Origin of the sequence: Limnohabitans sp. MMS-10A-192 (assembly GCF_003063335.1) — a bacterium.
Taxonomy (GTDB): Bacteria; Pseudomonadota; Gammaproteobacteria; order Burkholderiales; family Burkholderiaceae_C; genus Limnohabitans_A.
In genome coordinates, this window is the sequence record NZ_NERX01000007.1 from 195,948 (window position 1) to 211,902 (window position 15,955).

General features: G+C 59.2%; 15 protein-coding genes, 1 tRNA gene and 1 riboswitch. Of the genes, 8 read left to right on the plus strand and 8 right to left on the minus strand.

All coding sequences use genetic code 11. From position 1 onward, the window contains the following. Positions 1-38 precede the first annotated feature (38 nt). The gene (locus B9Z43_RS14645; protein ID WP_108326708.1) at positions 39-584 is read left to right on the plus strand and encodes a GspH/FimT family pseudopilin; all 546 of its coding nucleotides are present in this window, start codon (positions 39-41) and stop codon (positions 582-584) included. 12 nt (positions 585-596) lie between these two features. Here B9Z43_RS14645 and nrdR read toward each other — a convergent pair whose 3' ends face one another. From nrdR to B9Z43_RS14660, 3 genes are all read right to left on the minus strand, one after another. Continuing rightward, positions 597-1,043, minus strand: a complete 447-nt coding sequence (gene nrdR / locus B9Z43_RS14650; RefSeq protein WP_108326678.1) for a transcriptional regulator NrdR — start codon at positions 1,041-1,043, stop codon at positions 597-599. Between the two features lie 10 nt (positions 1,044-1,053). Continuing rightward, the gene (glyA, locus tag B9Z43_RS14655) at positions 1,054-2,298 is read right to left on the minus strand and encodes a serine hydroxymethyltransferase (RefSeq protein WP_108326679.1); all 1,245 of its coding nucleotides are present in this window, start codon (positions 2,296-2,298) and stop codon (positions 1,054-1,056) included. Positions 2,299-2,349: 51 nt separating this feature from the next. Continuing rightward, a riboswitch (ZMP/ZTP riboswitch) is annotated at positions 2,350-2,532 on the minus strand. 88 nt (positions 2,533-2,620) lie between these two features. After that, positions 2,621-3,337 carry a transglycosylase SLT domain-containing protein gene (locus B9Z43_RS14660; protein WP_108326680.1) on the minus strand — a complete coding sequence of 239 codons (717 nt, stop codon included), beginning with the start codon at positions 3,335-3,337 and terminating at the stop codon, positions 2,621-2,623. 372 nt (positions 3,338-3,709) lie between these two features. Here B9Z43_RS14660 and B9Z43_RS14665 point away from each other — a divergent pair, with 372 nt between their 5' ends. After that, positions 3,710-6,487, plus strand: a complete 2,778-nt coding sequence (locus B9Z43_RS14665) for a DUF349 domain-containing protein (protein ID WP_233250087.1) — start codon at positions 3,710-3,712, stop codon at positions 6,485-6,487. Positions 6,488-6,549: 62 nt separating this feature from the next. Here the strand turns inward: B9Z43_RS14665 and B9Z43_RS14670 are convergent, their stop codons facing one another. The 4 genes from B9Z43_RS14670 to B9Z43_RS14685 are packed head-to-tail and all read right to left on the minus strand — an operon-like array spanning position 6,550 to position 9,068. Continuing rightward, positions 6,550-7,326, minus strand: coding sequence for a UDP-2,3-diacylglucosamine diphosphatase (locus tag B9Z43_RS14670; protein ID WP_108326681.1), 777 nt, complete (start codon positions 7,324-7,326; stop codon positions 6,550-6,552). Between the two features lie 13 nt (positions 7,327-7,339). Further along, entirely contained in the window at positions 7,340-7,846 is a 507-nt protein-coding gene (locus B9Z43_RS14675) for a peptidylprolyl isomerase (protein WP_108326682.1), read from the minus strand. A 3-nt stretch (positions 7,847-7,849) separates the two neighbouring features. Beyond that, positions 7,850-8,539, minus strand: coding sequence for a peptidylprolyl isomerase (locus B9Z43_RS14680; RefSeq protein ID WP_108326683.1), 690 nt, complete (start codon positions 8,537-8,539; stop codon positions 7,850-7,852). Positions 8,540-8,558: 19 nt separating this feature from the next. Continuing rightward, positions 8,559-9,068 carry a tetratricopeptide repeat protein gene (locus tag B9Z43_RS14685; RefSeq protein WP_108326684.1) on the minus strand — a complete coding sequence of 170 codons (510 nt, stop codon included), beginning with the start codon at positions 9,066-9,068 and terminating at the stop codon, positions 8,559-8,561. 230 nt (positions 9,069-9,298) lie between these two features. Here B9Z43_RS14685 and cysS point away from each other — a divergent pair, with 230 nt between their 5' ends. The 6 genes from cysS (at position 9,299) to B9Z43_RS14715 (ending at position 14,988) form a co-directional block, all read left to right on the plus strand. After that, complete coding sequence (gene cysS, locus B9Z43_RS14690; RefSeq protein ID WP_108326685.1) at positions 9,299-10,684, plus strand: cysteine--tRNA ligase; 1,386 nt, start codon at positions 9,299-9,301, stop codon at positions 10,682-10,684. After that, positions 10,681-11,340, plus strand: coding sequence for a DNA-3-methyladenine glycosylase (locus B9Z43_RS14695; RefSeq protein WP_233250086.1), 660 nt, complete (start codon positions 10,681-10,683; stop codon positions 11,338-11,340). The genes cysS and B9Z43_RS14695 overlap by 4 nt, the downstream gene beginning before the upstream one ends. A gap of 46 nt (positions 11,341-11,386) precedes the next feature. Continuing rightward, positions 11,387-12,361 (plus strand): acetyl-CoA carboxylase carboxyltransferase subunit alpha, encoded by a 975-nt coding sequence (locus B9Z43_RS14700; protein ID WP_108326686.1) that lies wholly within the window; start codon positions 11,387-11,389, stop codon positions 12,359-12,361. Between the two features lie 31 nt (positions 12,362-12,392). Next, positions 12,393-13,331, plus strand: coding sequence for a tRNA lysidine(34) synthetase TilS (gene tilS, locus B9Z43_RS14705; protein ID WP_108326687.1), 939 nt, complete (start codon positions 12,393-12,395; stop codon positions 13,329-13,331). A 283-nt stretch (positions 13,332-13,614) separates the two neighbouring features. Beyond that, entirely contained in the window at positions 13,615-14,877 is a 1,263-nt protein-coding gene (locus B9Z43_RS14710) for an aspartate kinase (RefSeq protein WP_108326711.1), read from the plus strand. Between the two features lie 18 nt (positions 14,878-14,895). Next, positions 14,896-14,988: transfer RNA gene (locus B9Z43_RS14715), tRNA-Ser, on the plus strand. A gap of 300 nt (positions 14,989-15,288) precedes the next feature. Here the strand turns inward: B9Z43_RS14715 and B9Z43_RS17170 are convergent. Then, positions 15,289-15,955: hypothetical protein (locus tag B9Z43_RS17170; RefSeq protein WP_199222321.1), on the minus strand; the 667-nt coding region annotated here is incomplete at its 5' end.

Genomic DNA, 15,955 nt, shown 5'->3' on the forward strand with positions numbered 1-15,955 from the left:
GTATTCTTTGTAAAGGTGAGGATGCATGGAGGCACGCCATGAACGGTTGCAGGCGTTCGTCAGGGTTCACGTTGCTGGAGGCTTTGGTGGTGATGGCACTGGTGGGGGTGCTGGCGGGTATTGCTGCGCCTGCGATGAACCGCTTGCGCCAGCAGCACCGCATGCAGGCCCAGGCGGAGGCTCTGTTCAGCAGCTTGATGTTGGCCCGATCGGAGGCCCTGCGGCTGCAACAAAGGGTGACCGTGTGCGTCCGAACGCCAGACGATCGATGTGCGTCCACTGGGCCTTGGACAAGGGGCTGGATGGTGTTTGTGGATGGCAACGCCAATGCACAAAGGGAAAGTGATGAGCCGCTGCTGCAAAAGCGCGAAGCCTTGCCTGCAGGGTTGACGCTAGAAGGCAACAGTCTGGTCAGCCGTTATGTGTCGTATGGCCTGGAGGGTCGCAGCCAAACGATCTCAGGGGCTTTTCAGGCCGGCACGCTGACCTTGTGCCAAGCCGAAGCCCTGCAAATATGGCGCTTGGTCATCAATGCCTTGGGCAAGCCCAGGCTCGAAAAAGCAGCCGCTGACGGCTGCAACTGAAGCGCAGGGCGCTCAGCGGACTTCGTCCACCAGGGTCTTGAAGTCGTCGATGTCTTCAAAGCTGCGGTAGACGCTGGCAAAGCGCACATAAGCCACTTTGTCGAGTTTCTTCAGCTCGCGCATGACCAATTCGCCGATGCGGTTGGACGCGACTTCGCGATGCGGCTGGTTGAGCAGGTTTTCTTCGATGCGCTCGATCGCGCCGTCCACCTGTTCGGTGCTCACAGGGCGTTTGCGCAGGGCCAGGTTCAGACTGGCGCGCAGTTTGTCGCGTTGGTATTCGATGCGGCGACCGTCTTTTTTGACGATGGCAGGGAAGCTGACCTCGGGTTTTTCGTAGGTGGTGAAGCGCTTTTCACAGGCACCGCACTGGCGGCGGCGCCGGATGAAGCCCCCGTCTTCGGCCAGCCGGGTCTCCACCACTTGGGTTTCGAGGTGACCGCAGAAGGGGCATTTCATGGCTCAGGCCTTACTTGTAGACCGGAAAGCGTGCGGTCAAGGCGTTGACCTTGGCGCGCACGGCGGCAATGTTGGCTTCGTCCTTGGGGTTGTCCAGCACGTCGGCGATCAGGTTGGCCGTGATGCGGGCTTCCTCGTCCTTGAAGCCACGGGTGGTCATGGCAGGGGTGCCGATGCGCACGCCGCTGGTCACGAACGGCTTTTCAGGGTCGTTCGGGATCGCGTTCTTGTTGATCGTCATGTGGGCTGCGCCCAATGCGGCTTCGGCTTCCTTGCCGGTGATGCCTTTGGCACGCAGATCCACCAGCATGACGTGGCTTTGGGTGCCACCGCTCACTATGCGCAGGCCGCGCTGGGTCAGGGTCTCGGCCACGATCTGGGCGTTCTTGATCACCTGGGCTTGGTAGGCCTTGAAATCGGGCTGCAACGCTTCTTTGAAGGCCACGGCCTTGGCCGCGATGACGTGCATCAGCGGGCCGCCTTGCAGGCCGGGGAAGATGGCGCTGTTGATGGCTTTTTCGTGCTCGGCCTTCATCAAGATGATGCCGCCGCGTGGACCGCGCAGGCTCTTGTGGGTGGTTGAGGTGACCACGTCAGCGTGGGGCACAGGGTTCGGGTACACGCCTGCGGCAATCAAGCCGGCGTAGTGGGCCATGTCGACCAGGAAAATTGCGCCGACTTCTTTGGCCACTTTGGCAAAGCGGGCCCAGTCGATGTGCAGAGAGTAAGCGGATGCGCCCGCCACAATCAATTTGGGTTTGTGCTCGCGGGCTTTGGCTTCCATCGCGTCGTAGTCGATGGCTTCGTTCTTGTCGAGGCCGTAGGACACGACGTTGAACCATTTGCCCGACATGTTCAGCGGCATGCCGTGGGTCAGGTGACCGCCTTCGGCCAGGCTCATGCCCATGATGGTGTCGCCGGGTTTCAGGAAAGCCAGGAACACGGCTTCGTTGGCCGATGCGCCGCAATGCGGCTGCACGTTGGCGCAGTCGGCGCCAAAAATCTGCTTGATGCGGTCAATGGCCAGCTGCTCGGCGATGTCGACGAATTCGCAGCCACCGTAGTAGCGCTTGCCGGGGTAGCCCTCGGCGTATTTGTTGGTCAGCTGTGAGCCTTGCGCGGCCATGACGGCGGGCGAAGCGTAGTTTTCGCTGGCGATCAGCTCGATGTGGTGTTCCTGACGCGCGTTTTCGGCCTGGATGGCGGCAAAAATTTCGGGGTCGGCTTGTTCAATCAGAATGTTGCGGTCGTACATGGCAGTCCTTCAAAAGAGATGGAACCTTGGCTCAACAAGGGTGTTGCTGACAAGGGCTGCCCAGGCGAACGGCTGAAAACCCTGGTCGGGGCCTTGTTGGCCGGTTCCGGGTTGCGCGCTTCCCAGTGGTTTGGGGTCATTACTCGGGGCAAGGATGACCGCGGTCCACGTCAGAGTCAGCTGTCCCCGTCGAATGACTGGACAGCGCTCCTATCGCCAGTTGCGCACCCCCTGAGTGTAGCCGAGGCTGGCATGGCGAATGCCACCCACGGGTCCAGGTGTTGTTGCGAGGCATGGGTTCAGCCACAGCTGATGGCTTGTTTCAAAATAATTTCTCGAGCAGTTGTTGCTCGTTGAGTACACGCTCGACGTAGACGCGTTCGTCGGTTTGGCCGGAAGCGGCAGCGTATTGACGCAGTGCTTCATCGATGGTTTCGCTTTGCAGCATTAAGTCTTGCAGCAGCCGAGTGCCCACGCGCAAATTGGTCAGTGGGTCAAAAACCGCCAAGCGGCCACCAAAAGGTGCCAGTTCGCTCGTATGGGCATCAGGATCGATTTGCATCAAACCCACGGCGCCTTGAGTGCCCGATGTGAAGGGGTTGAATTTTGACTCGATGGCCATGATCGCCAGGATCAGTGTGGCCGGAATCTGGGTTCGCTCACCCACAGCCCATGCTTCCTTGACCAATGCGGCGACAGGTTCTGGCGACACGCGGTATCTGCGACTCAAGGAGTGCGTTACGGCCAGCTGGTTTTTGGACAGCCCTTTGACCGATGTGGCAGTTGCACGGTAGGCCGCATCAGTGGCCGAGGGGACAGTCAAGGTTTCGGCTTGCCTCATTTCCAGCCAGCCAAGCACCCAATCATTGACCGTCATTTGCAAACTCGGACGAGCCATGAACGTCAAGGAGACAGCCACAACGACCAGTCCCAACAATGCCAGGCCATGGTGGCTGATCTCAACGAACCCGTCACTTACATCCTTGGTCATGGTGCGCAGCACCAACCATAGGCGTGTAAGGCGGTTATTGGCTTTCATGATGGGGGTGTGAAGACCGTTCAAGTGGCGGTTGTTTCATCCAGTGATCCAAGTGGAGGGAGGGCTTTGCTGTGCAAGACCTAGCGCGAGGTGGTTGCAAATCAGGAGGCACTTTTTTAAGGTTGTGATCTCGCCCCCGAGCTTGCCGATTCTACGAACAAATCGAATGGCTTTTTAAATGTATAATTTTTAATTAATTTTTTAGCATTTTCTACTGGCTAATCCTGCGTCAGTTCATAGAGATTGCCTCAGATTAGATCCAGTCTGCCAGAGTGGGCCAATTACCGGCGAAAATACGCAATTGTTTGGTCGATCTCAAATTCGGGATCGATCGGGATGCCGTATTTGGCATGGATCGTGTTTTAAAGTGTTTTGACCGTGACTTCTTCCAAGCCCCTTGACCTCGCCGCCCTTGACCAATTGACCGGGGGCGCGTTCAACGCTGCCACTTCCGGTGAGCGTGGTGCCCGTTTGCGCGAATGGCTCCAGTCGGAACCCAAGGAAGAGCAAATGCACGAGGTCTACCGTGAGTTGTCTTCGCGGGACAAGGGCGTGGCCAAGATCCTCAAGGAAAAGCTCGACGAAATCAAACGCGCCCATGGCCAGGATGCTTTGGCCATTGATTGGGCCCAGAAGGCTGAGCAAATGCTCCAGGCACCACGTTTGAACATCGCCGATGCCCTGGCCTGGCAGCGCGATGCAGCCAAAGCCGGTGCGCCTTTGTCGCGCGAGCCGCTGGCCAGTTTGAAGCTGCGTTTGGCCGAAGTGGTCAAAGGTGTGGAAGATTTGCAGCACCAGGTGATGGTGCAGCGAGAAGCCGCCGTGTTGTTGGCCCAGCGGATCGAGGTGTTGTCCACCAAGCCGCTGTCCGAGGCCCAAGTAGGCCAGACCGGTTTGCAGGCCGATGTGGCCCAGTGGCAAACCCAAGCGGAGACACTCACGCAAAACACGGTCTGGCTCAGCGTTGATTTGAAATACCCGGCTCAATTGGACGCAGCGCGCACGCAGATGCAAGCGGTGTGGGACGGTTTTACATCCGCTTTGTCTTTGGCTGCTCTGGCCCAGAATGATGCCGCAGCAGCTTTGCCGCCCGTCCCTGTGTGGGCCGATGAAATCCGTCGTTTGCGTGGCGAAGCCGTGAGCGCTGCTTCAGTCCCCACCGATGCGCCCAAGGCGGCCAAACCCAAAATGGACCCGGCTCAGCGCCAGGCCCTGCGCGAGCAGGCCACCGCCGCTGTGACCGAAGTGCTGGAGGCGGTCGAAAAAGAAGTCACCGAAGGCCATGGCAAAGCCAGCGCCGGTGCGGCTACGGCCTTGCGCGCCGTGCTCAAAACGCATGGCAAAAATTTGGACACGGCACTCGATGCCCGCGTGCACGAAGCACTGACGGCTGCGGGTGAGCTCGAAGGCTGGCAGCGCTGGCGCGCCGACCAGATCCGCCAAGAACTGGTGACCAAGGCCGAAGCCCTGCTGGGTGCCGACAAAGCGCCAGCCATGGGTGGGCGCAAGATGCAGGAAAACCTGCGCCAATTGCGCGAGAGCTGGAAGCAAACAGACCAGGGCGGCTTGCCCAACCATGGTTTGTGGAAGCGTTTCGACGCCGCCTGCAACGAGGCCTACAAGACCGTACAAACCTGGCTGGACCAAATCAAGCAGGAGTCGGCCGCGCACCGCGCACAGCGTGTGGCCTTGATGGAAGAAGTCAAAGCCTGGACTGCGGCCAACGCCGAGAGCAACGACTGGCGTGGCCAGTTGCGCGCGCTGCATCAGTTTGGTGAGCGCTGGCGCAATGCGGGTCACTTGAGCGAAAAATCATTTGCCGAAATGCAGTCGCAGTGGAAAGCGCTCATCAAGGCCGCTGCTGCGCGTGTCGATGCGGCGCAAAAAGCCAGCATCGAGCGGCGCCAAGCCATGATCGCCGAAGCCAAGGACATGTCTGCAGCGCCGCTGCGTGTGGACGCCGTCAAGGCCCTGCAGCAACGCTGGCAAGCCGAAGCCCAGGCGGTGCCGCTGGATCGCAAGACCGAGCAAAAGTTGTGGGAGATTTTCCGTGCACCTTTGGACGAAGCCTTCCAGCGCAAAGGTGCCGAACGCCAGCAAGCCGAAACCCATTTGAGTGCCCGTGACCGCGCCGTGATCGACGCCTCCAAGGCCCTGGACGCGGCCAACGCCAGCGGCGACGCGGCCAAGATCCGTGCTGCCATGGCTGCGTTGGACGCCGCCTTGCGTGGGCAGGCGCAAGAAGTGGCCGAGCAAGCGACGGCACAAGCTGTCGCATCCGCTCCTCAAGGGCAGGCAGCTGAGGTTGCCGGTGAAGAGGCGACAGGCAGCGAAGCTTCTCCAGCTTCCACGCCTGCCGATGACGCCAGCGCGCCCAGCGAAGAATCCGAGATGCCAGCCACCGACAGCGAAACCGCTGAAGAACCCGTGTCCGCACCTGCACCTGTCGCCCCGCCCAAGCCTGCCAAACAGGTGATTGCTGTGCGTGGCGATGACCGCCCAGGCCAAAAGAAAACCGAAGCGCCCGCTGGCCGTGATGGCCGTCGCGATGCCCGCCCTGGTGACCGCAATGCCCGCCCGGGTGACCGCGCAGGCGATCGTCCTGCCCGTCCAGGCGAGCGTGGCCCCCGTTCGGGTGATCGCGGCGACCGCTTCCCGCGTGGTGATTTTGCCGACCGTGGCGAACGCGCACCGCGCTTGGGCGATACCGCCTTCCGTGCCCAACGCGAGGCCATGGAGCGTGCCGAGATGTCCTTGCGCAAGCTGGCAGCTCAAGCCCACGGCGAGACCCTGACCCGATTGATGTCTGCGTGGCAAGACCGCCAGGCCGATGCACTGCCCAGCGCTCAAGAGCTGGGCAAGGCCGTCAATGCCTCGGCCCGTCAGGCCTGGACGCAAGCGGTCAGCACCGAAGCCAAGGCACCTGCCACAACCGCTTTGTTGCGTCTGGAAATGGCCGCCGAAGTGCCCACTCCTGCCGAGCAGCTGAGTGAGCGTCGCGCACTGCAATTGCAACTGCTGACCCAGCGCAACCAACCTGGACCTGCTGAAACCTGGGCGCAGGATGTGGCGCAGGTCTTGTCTGGCCCGCACGAAGCCAACACCGCACGCCGCCTGCAAAACGTGCTCAAAAACTTGCTGCGCCGCTAAAGCGCCGCATGTTCAACAAAAAGGCCGCTCAGTGGAGCGGCCTTTTTGTTGGTGTCGACGTGCTAACTCAGGCCTATGCGCTCAGAAAGACCATGGGCATGCAAGCGCAAAATTTCTGCCCGCACAGGCGCGTGATCGAGTGACCAATCGCTCAGCACTTGCCGAGTGGCCGAGCTCATGGCGTGATCGGCCGGGCGGTGGGTGTGGCCGTGGATCAGGCGATCCGCCTGAGCATCTTGCAGCCACTGCAGGCTGAGCGCCGTGTCGGCATCGGCATAGGTCACGCCGCTTTGCTTTTGTGATTCGCTTTGCGCACGCATGGCGCGGGCCAAGGCCAGCCGCTCGTTCAAGGGTTTGGCCAGAAATTCAGTTTGCCACGGCGCTGATCGCACTTGCTGGCGAAAGACCTGGTAGTCGGTGTCGCTCAGACACAGTGCATCGCCATGGCTGAGCAAAATGCGTTGATCACCCCAAGCCAACACGGTGGGGTCCTGCAGGGCATGAACGTCGCAGGCCGATAAAAAACCGGGGCCCACCAAGAAGTCCCGGTTGCCGGGCATGAAGGCCACATGGCAGCGCTGCGCAGTTTGGCGCAAGACCTCTGCGCAGGCTTGCAAAAAAGGATCGTGGGCCACCGCATCGTCGCCGACCCAGACTTCAAACAGATCGCCCAGCATCAAAACCGCTTGGACGGGTGTGGTGGCCATGTACTGGCGCCACGCCTCAAAGGTGGCCGTCTCGGACGCTTGCAGGTGCAGGTCCGAGATCAGGTCCACGGTTTGCCATGACGCGGGCGCTTGCAACAGGCCTATGGCCGGTGTTGTGGGCGTCGCGTCCATGGCCAGGCAGCCCTTACAGGGCGACAGCCTTTTCGATGATGACGTCCTCTTTGGGCACATCACCGTGGCCGCCACGGTTGCCGGTTTTCACGCCCTTGATCTGGTCCACCACCTCAGTGCCCTTGACCACTTTGCCGAACACGGCATAACCCCAGCCTTGCAGCGAAGGGGCGGTGTGGTTGAGGAAGCCGTTGTCGGCCACGTTGATGAAGAACTGCGCCGTGGCGGAGTGGGGCGCCTGGGTGCGGGCCATGGCCACGGTGTAGTTGGCGTTCTTCAGACCGTTGTTGGCTTCGTTTTCGATGGCCGCATCGGTGGGCTTTTGTGCCATGCCGGGCTCAAAGCCGCCGCCCTGGATCATGAAGCCGGGGATCACACGGTGAAAGATCGTGTTGTTGTAGTGGCCGTTGTTCACATAAGCCAAGAAGTTGGCGGTGGACTTGGGGGCTTTTTCAGCATCCAGTTCGAGCGTGATGACGCCGTAGCCGGTGATGTGCAGTTCTACTTGTGGGTTGCTCATGGTTTATTTCAACAAAGTAACGGATTGAATGAGGACCGGCGTTTTGGGAACGTCGGAAGGAAAAGGACCACCCGCGCCAGTGGGGGTGTTCCTGATTTTTTGGACCACGTCCATGCCGGACGTGACTTTGCCAAAAACGGTGTAGCCAAACAACTGCGGCGCGTTGACCAGTTGCGAGCGTGCGACGTTTTCGTAGACGCGGCCTTGGTATTCAAACTTGGCCACCGGGTCGCCATCGGGGATGGGGGTGGGGTCCAGAAAAGCGTTGTCCACCACATTGATGAAAAACTGAGAAGACGCCGAGTGCGGGTCACCCGTGCGGGCCATGGCCAAAGTGCCGGTGGTGTTTTTCAGGCCGGCGGCCAGGGCTTTGCGGCCTTCATGTTCGATGGGCGCACGTGTGGGCTTTTGCTGGTACTTGGCATCGTAGCCGCCGCCTTGCACTATGAAGCTGGAAATCACCCGGTGAAAGAGGGTACCGTCGTAATGCTTGTCTTTGACGTACTGCAAAAAGTTGGCCACGGTGCGTGGGGCTTTATCGGCATACAGCTCGGCTTCGATGTCACCCATAGAGGTGCTGATGCGGACTTTGCTGATCCCATTGCTCTGCGCGTGTCCATTCAGGGGCAAGAGCAAGCCGGTGAGCAAGGATGCGCCCAAGGCGCAAGCGACAAAAAAGCGTGAGGTTTTCATGGGTTAGAGGCTTTGGCGCTCAGGGCGCAGCTTTGAGCATCTGGTCGATGCTCAGTTGCTTGACTTGAATGCGGCGTTGATTGGGTGTGATTTGAAGCGCTTTGCCATAAGACATGCTGGCCAGCGCGGCATAGACATCGCCCATGTTTTCGAGGGCCATGGCGTAGTCGGGGCGCGCCTGAATGGCCGCTTGCAATGAAGCCAGGGCATCGGCATGGCGGTTTTCGCGGGCCAGCAAAACGGCCAGGTTGTTGTGGGGCTCGGCCAGTTCAGGAAAGGACTGGGTCAAGGCCTGCAAGGTGTCCATGGCGGCCTGGGTCTGGCCTTGTGCGTCCTGGATGCGGCTGAGCAAGAGGCGCATTTGCGGATCGGTGGGCGCTGTTTTCAGGCGCTGGTCCACCTGCTGCTGGGCTTTGTCCCACTGGCCGCTCTGAATCAGGCGGTTCACGTCGCTGTACAGGTCAGCCCGTGCACTGGCACTGAGGGCCATCAGGGCGCAAGACAAAGCGAACGAAATGAGAGGGCGCATGCAGCAATAAGGATCGGGTCTGGGGGAGGCTTAGGCCCACATGGGAAGGCCTGACGGGGCTATACTGAGGGTCATTGTAGCGGAGGCCTTGTTTTTTCGGCCTCCTCAGCTTGACCTGCTGTCCACGTGTACGACAGCCGCCCTGGCCCCCGATTTTCTGCATGAATTTGGCTGCGCGCCCTGTGCGCTGTATGGCCTTTTTTTGTTTTCCGACTGTTCCCTGATTTGTCATGAGTCTGCGCATCTTCAACACACTCACCCGTGCGGTGTCCGAGTTCACGCCTGCCGAGCCAGGCCATGTGCGCATGTACGTCTGTGGCATGACCGTGTATGACCTGTGCCACCTGGGCCATGCCCGCTCGATGATCGCTTTCGATGTGGTACAGCGTTGGCTCAAAGCCAGCGGCCTGAAGGTGACATATGTGCGCAACATCACCGACATCGATGACAAGATCATCAGGCGTGCCTTGGAAAACGGCGAAACCATCCGCAACCTGACCGACCGCATGATCGATGCGCTGCACCAGGATGCCGATGCCTTGGGCATTGAGCGCCCGCAGCACGAGCCCCGTGCCACCGAATTTGTGCCGCAAATGCTGTCGATGATCGGCACTTTGGAGGAAAAAGGCCTGGCCTACCGCGCTGGCAACGGCGATGTGAACTACGCCGTGCGCAAATTTCCCGGCTACGGCAAGTTGTCGGGCAAATCCCTGGACGAGTTGAACGCCGGTGAGCGCGTGGCGGTGAACACCGAAGAAGGTGGCAAACACGACCCGCTGGATTTTGTGCTCTGGAAGAGCGCTAAACCCAGCGAGCCCGCTGACTGCAAATGGGACAGCGCCTTTGGATCCGGCCGTCCCGGCTGGCACATCGAGTGCTCGGCCATGGCTTGCCAGCTGCTGGGCCAGACTTTTGACATCCACGGCGGCGGTGCCGACTTGCAGTTCCCGCACCACGAAAACGAAATCGCCCAAAGCGAAGGCGCCAACGGTCAGCCTTTTGCGCGTTACTGGATGCACAACGGCTTCATCAATGTGGACAACGAGAAAATGTCCAAGAGCCTGGGCAATTTCTTCACGATCCGCGATGTGCTCAAGGCCTTTGATGCCGAAACGGTGCGGTTCTTCGTGGTGCGCAGCCATTACCGCAGCCCTCTGAATTACAGCGATGTGCATTTGAACGACGCCAAGGGCGCTTTGAAACGTCTTTACACCGCCCTCCAAGCCGTGCCACCTGCCGATGTGAGCATCGACTGGGCTGACCCGATGGCCGCCCGTTTCAAAGCGGCCATGGACGAAGACTTTGGCACACCCGACGCCGTGGCCGTCTTGTTTGAGCTGGCCAGCGAAGTCAACCGCAGCCAGTCGGCCGATCGTGCTGGCTTGCTCAAGGCGCTGGGAGGCTTACTGGGTTTGCTTCAAACCGATCCCACCACGTATCTGCAGTCTGGTGCTGGCTTGGATGACGCCGCGATCCAAGCTCAAATTCAAGCCCGTGCGGACGCCAAGAAAGCCAAGAACTTTGCCGAGGCTGACCGCATTCGCAACGACTTGCTGGCGCAGGGCATCGTGCTCAAAGACTCGGCCACGGGCACCACCTGGGAGGCGGCTCCGTGAGCGTGGCTTCCACAGTGGCGTCCAAAGACGTGGTTCCGGTCACGCCCGAATATTGGGCACAGGCCTGCGCGCACCTGGCCAAAAAAGACCGGGTCATGAAAAAGCTGATCCCCCAGTTTGGCGATGCCATTTTGGAGACGCGTGGCGACGCTTTTGTCACTTTGGCCCGCTCCATCGTGGGTCAGCAAATTTCGGTCAAGGCCGCGCAGTCGGTGTGGGACAAATTTTCGGCACTGAGCAAAAAGCTCACACCCGCTGCGGTGCTCAAGCTCAAGGTGGACGACATGCGCGCTGCCGGGCTGTCGGTGCGCAAGGTGGAATACCTGGTCGATCTGGCCTTGCATTTCAGCAATGGTGCCGTGCACGTCAAGGATTGGCAGGCGATGGACGACGAGGCCATCATCGACGAATTGGTGGCCATCCGTGGCATTGGCCGCTGGACGGCCGAGATGTTTTTGATCTTCCACCTGATGCGACCCAATGTGCTGCCGCTCGACGATGTGGGCCTGATCAACGGCATCAGCAGCAACTATTTTTCGGGTGAGCCGGTCAGCCGCAGCGATGCGCGTGAGGTGGCCCAGGCTTGGAGTCCGTATTGCACGGTGGCAACTTGGTATATTTGGCGCTCGCTGGACCCGGTTCCGGTGGCGTATTGAGGGCTGGACACACCTGTCCGCCTGCTGATGAACAGAGGAGCAAAACTTGGCCAAAAGAACATTTCTCGACTTTGAGCAACCCGTTGCCGAACTCGAAGCCAAGATCGAAGAGCTGCGCTACGTGCAAAGCGAATCTGCGGTGGACATCACCCTGGAAATTGATCAGCTGAGCAAAAAAAGCCAGCAACTGACCAAAGACATTTACAGTGACCTGACCCCCTGGCAGGTCACCAAAATCTCGCGCCATCCTGAGCGTCCGTACACGCTGGACTACATCAACGGCATCTTCACCGACTTCGTCGAAATGCACGGTGACCGCCACTTTGCCGACGACCTGTCCATCGTGGGCGGGCTGGCCCGTTTCAATGGGCAAGCCTGCATGGTGCTGGGCCACCAAAAAGGCCGCGACACCAAGGAGCGCACCCTGCGCAACTTTGGCATGAGCAAGCCCGAGGGCTACCGCAAAGCGCTGCGCCTGATGAAGACGGCCGAAAAATTTAAGCTGCCGGTGTTCACTTTTGTGGACACGCCCGGCGCTTACCCCGGCATTGACGCCGAAGAACGCGGTCAGTCCGAAGCCATTGGCCGAAATATTTTTGAAATGGCCCAGCTCGAAGTGCCGATCATCACCACCATCATCGGAGAGGGGGGCTCCGGCGGTGCCTTGGCCATCTCGGTGGCCGATCAGGTGCTGATGCTCCAGTACTCGGTGTACTCGGTGATCAGTCCCGAAGGTTGCGCTTCGATCCTGTGGAAAACCGGCGAAAAAGCCGAAGTGGCTGCTGAAGCATTGGGCATCACCGCGCACCGCTTGAAGGCTTTGAACGTGATCGACAAGATCGTCAGCGAGCCTGTGGGCGGCGCGCATCGCGACCACGAACAAATGATCGCCTTGCTCAAGCGTGCGCTGGGCGATGCGTGGCGCCAATTGGCCGACCTCAAGCCCAAAGAGTTGCAAGAGCGTCGTTACGAGCGCCTCAACAGCTACGGTCGTTTCACCGACACCAAAGCGGGTAAGTAAAACCCTCAGGCGAGCCGCAAGGCTTTCGCACATGGCTCAAACCCTTGAACAGGCCCTGGCTGATTTCAGCCCGGGCTTTCCTTTTGCGGTCGCCTTCAGTGGCGGTGCCGACTCCACCGCCTTGCTGCTGGCTTGCGCCCGGCGCTGGCCCGGGCAGGTGAGGGCGGTGCACATCCACCATGGCTTGCAAGATGCCGCCGATGGCTTTGAAGCGCATTGCCGCGCACTGTGTGAACATTTGGGCCTGCCTTTGTTGGTGTGCCGTGTGCATGCCGGCCATGCCCCCGGGCAAAGCCCCGAAGACGCGGCCCGCCAGGCCCGGTATGCCGCCTTGGCCAAGGCCGTGCAAACCGAATGGCCTGATGTGCACGATGTGGCCGTGGCCCAGCATGCCGACGACCAAGTGGAAACTTTGCTCATTGCCCTGTCGCGGGGCGCGGGCTTGCCCGGGCTGGCCAGCATGCCCGCACATTGGCAACGTGGCGGACTGAACTGGCATCGGCCATTTTTGGCGGTGCCCGGTGCGGCTTTGCGGGACTGGCTGCGCGAGTGTGGCCAAGCCTGGGTGGAAGACCCGACCAACAGCAACCAGCATTTCACCCGTAACCGCATCCGCGCCCGCCTGCTTCCTGTGCTGGCCGAAGCCTTTCCGGCTTTCAGGGACACTTTCGCCCGCAGTGCCGCCCACGCAGCCCAGGCGCAAGAGGTGCTTGACGAGGTGGCCGCGCAGGACTTCGCCCATGTGGGCCAGCCACCACGCATTGCCGCCTTGCAGGCGCTGAGCCGTGCACGACAGGCCTTGGTCTTGCGGCACTGGCTGCGCACCTGTCACGCCACCACGCCTTCAACGGCACAGCTGAACGAGCTGCTCGATCAAGTGGCCGCCTGCACCACCCGTGGGCACCGTTTGGACTTGAAGGTTGGCGCCGGTCATGTGACGCGAGAAGGGCATCTCTTGTCTTGGCATTGAAGCTGCCTGCTCATCCCTGGCTCTTCAATGTCATCTCGAACACTTCAATGTCATCCCGAATATTTCAATGTCATCCCGGGCTTGACCCGGGATCCATGCCTGCGACGCCCGCGGATACCCGATCCAGTCGGGTATGACAAAACAACGATCTTCGATGCAGTCTGAGCGGTTGGTACAATCGACGGGTTTTGCTGGGGATAAACCCTTATTCAATGCGTGATGTTCTGGTTTCAAGACCTTATTGACGCCTGAAATCCGCTTTCTCTTCTATCCAGAATTCAACATGGCTTTGATCGTTCACAAATACGGCGGCACCTCGATGGGCTCGACCGAGCGCATCCGCAATGTCGCCAAGCGCGTGGCCAAATGGACGCGTGCTGGCCACCAGATCGTGGTGGTGCCCAGCGCCATGAGCGGCGAGACCAATCGCTTGCTCGGCTTGGCCAAGGAGTTGGCCCCCGCCAAACCCGACACTTCTTACAGCCGCGAGTTGGACATGCTGGCCTCCACCGGTGAGCAAGCGTCGTCGGCCTTGCTGGCGATTGCCCTGCAAGCCGAAGGCCAGCCTTCGGTGAGCTACGCCGGTTGGCAAGTGCCCATCAAGACCAACAGCGCGTTCACCAAAGCCCGCATCGAATCGATCGATGACGTGCGCGTGCGCGGCGACTTGAACGCAGGCAAAGTCGTGATCATCACCGGCTTCCAGGGTGTGGACGAGCAAGGCAACATCACCACCTTGGGCCGCGGCGGCTCCGACACTTCGGCCGTAGCCGTGGCGGCAGCCCTCAAAGCCGATGAATGCCTGATCTACACCGATGTGGACGGCGTGTACACCACCGACCCGCGCGTCGTGCCCGAAGCGCGCCGCTTGCAGACAGTGAGCTTTGAAGAAATGCTGGAGATGGCGTCGCTGGGCTCCAAAGTTTTGCAAATCCGCTCGGTCGAATTTGCGGGCAAATACAAAGTGCCCATGCGCGTGCTGTCCAGCTTCACGCCCTGGGACATCGACATCAACGAAGAAGCCGCCTCTGGCACCCTGATCACTTTTGAGGAAGACGAACAAATGGAACAAGCCGTCGTTTCCGGCATCGCTTTCAACCGCGACGAAGCCAAAATCTCCGTGTTGGGCGTGCCCGACAAGCCTGGCATTGCCTACCAAATCTTGGGCGCTGTGGCCGATGCCAACATCGAAGTGGACGTGATCATCCAGAACCTGAGCAAAGACGGCAAGACCGACTTCAGCTTCACCGTGCACCGCAACGACTACGCCAAGACCATCGATTTGCTCAAGGAAAAAGTCTTGCCCGGCCTGGGTGCCACAGAAGTCAGCGGCGATGCCAAGATCTGCAAAGTGTCCATCGTCGGCATCGGCATGCGCAGCCATGTGGGCGTGGCCAGCAAGATGTTTCGCAGCTTGAGCGAAGAAGGCATCAACATTCAGATGATCTCCACCTCGGAAATCAAGACCTCGGTCGTGATCGATGAAAAATACATGGAATTGGCGGTGCGTGCCTTGCACAAAGCCTTCGATCTGGATCAAGCGTAAGCTATAATTTCATCCACTGGAAACGTGACCGAGTGGCCGAAGGTGCTCCCCTGCTAAGGGAGTATGGGGTGTAGAGCCTCATCGAGGGTTCGAATCCCTCCGTTTCCGCCAGTACAAAGACCTCAAACCTGCTTAGCAGGCCTTGAGGCAGCCTCAGGCCCCGCACCACGCGGGGCTTTTTGCTTTGGGCTCCTGACTGCGGCCTGCGCCAGGGGACCGGAAAAAGCGTCTCAAACCCCGTTTGTCTCAAAACCTCATGACTTTTTCGGACTTGGTTCCGAGCCGTGAATTTGCGGATGAAGGCAAAACAGGCTTTGAACCAAGCCGAATGAAACTTTGTTGTTGAGATCGATTCGACCCAAAGGGTGTTTCATATAAAACTTTGGATCTTCGCGATCTCAAGTGGCAATGTCACGAATCCGAAATTAGAGGGTTGACTTGAATTCGACGAGCTCGGTTCGAGGTGCGGTCACGTAGGTATCCGTCCCCACGGCCTCTAAGACTAGTAAGTGCTTCAGGATCCATATGAACATTTGGAGCATTCTTCTTTGCTTCTTTCATATCCATCGGCTTTAGTACAAGCCAAGAAGCGGCATTTGCCTTTACCTCAGAACCGAAATGATCACTCATTTGAGACGCGAGAATCATTCCCAAACCGAACTTTCGAGCTTCAGTGAAGAGTAAATTCAAAATTCTGTCTGGTGCATCAGGATCACCTCCTCCAGTGCTGAGAATTTTCGCTTCATCGATGATGATGAATAATCTGAATCGTTGACGATCATCAAGAGGTTGAACTGGGATTGGTCCTCGAAGTCGAAGTACTCTAAAAATCTTTCGTAGTAAAGTTTCAGCAGCTATATATCTAACCTCATCAGGCAACTTACTTAAGTCCAAGCGTACGTTCGAGGTTAGTATTTCTTCTATAGAAACTGATTGAGTTCTGTGGAAAATTGAATCGCCCCGGATTTTGAGGAGGCTCCACACTTTGAGAAGATGGAGCCATGAGCAAGAAATCAAACCGTTTTTCACCCGAGGTGCGCGAACGCGCTGTTCGTATGGTGCTCGAACACCGAGGCGA

Excerpts from the sequence above, each read along its gene's own strand:
- B9Z43_RS14710 (WP_108326711.1), top strand. The coding sequence starts at position 13,615 with ATGGCTTTGATCGTTCACAAATACGGCGGCACCTCGATGGGCTCGACC.
- tilS (WP_108326687.1), top strand. The coding sequence starts at position 12,393 with ATGGCTCAAACCCTTGAACAGGCCCTGGCTGATTTCAGCCCGGGCTTT.
- B9Z43_RS14670 (WP_108326681.1), bottom strand. The coding sequence starts at position 7,326 with ATGGACGCGACGCCCACAACACCGGCCATAGGCCTGTTGCAAGCGCCC.
- B9Z43_RS14685 (WP_108326684.1), bottom strand. The coding sequence starts at position 9,068 with ATGCGCCCTCTCATTTCGTTCGCTTTGTCTTGCGCCCTGATGGCCCTC.
- B9Z43_RS14675 (WP_108326682.1), bottom strand. The coding sequence starts at position 7,846 with ATGAGCAACCCACAAGTAGAACTGCACATCACCGGCTACGGCGTCATC.
- B9Z43_RS14680 (WP_108326683.1), bottom strand. The coding sequence starts at position 8,539 with ATGAAAACCTCACGCTTTTTTGTCGCTTGCGCCTTGGGCGCATCCTTG.
- cysS (WP_108326685.1), top strand. The coding sequence starts at position 9,299 with ATGAGTCTGCGCATCTTCAACACACTCACCCGTGCGGTGTCCGAGTTC.
- B9Z43_RS14660 (WP_108326680.1), bottom strand. The coding sequence starts at position 3,337 with ATGAAAGCCAATAACCGCCTTACACGCCTATGGTTGGTGCTGCGCACC.
- glyA (WP_108326679.1), bottom strand. The coding sequence starts at position 2,298 with ATGTACGACCGCAACATTCTGATTGAACAAGCCGACCCCGAAATTTTT.
- B9Z43_RS14645 (WP_108326708.1), top strand. The coding sequence starts at position 39 with ATGAACGGTTGCAGGCGTTCGTCAGGGTTCACGTTGCTGGAGGCTTTG.
- nrdR (WP_108326678.1), bottom strand. The coding sequence starts at position 1,043 with ATGAAATGCCCCTTCTGCGGTCACCTCGAAACCCAAGTGGTGGAGACC.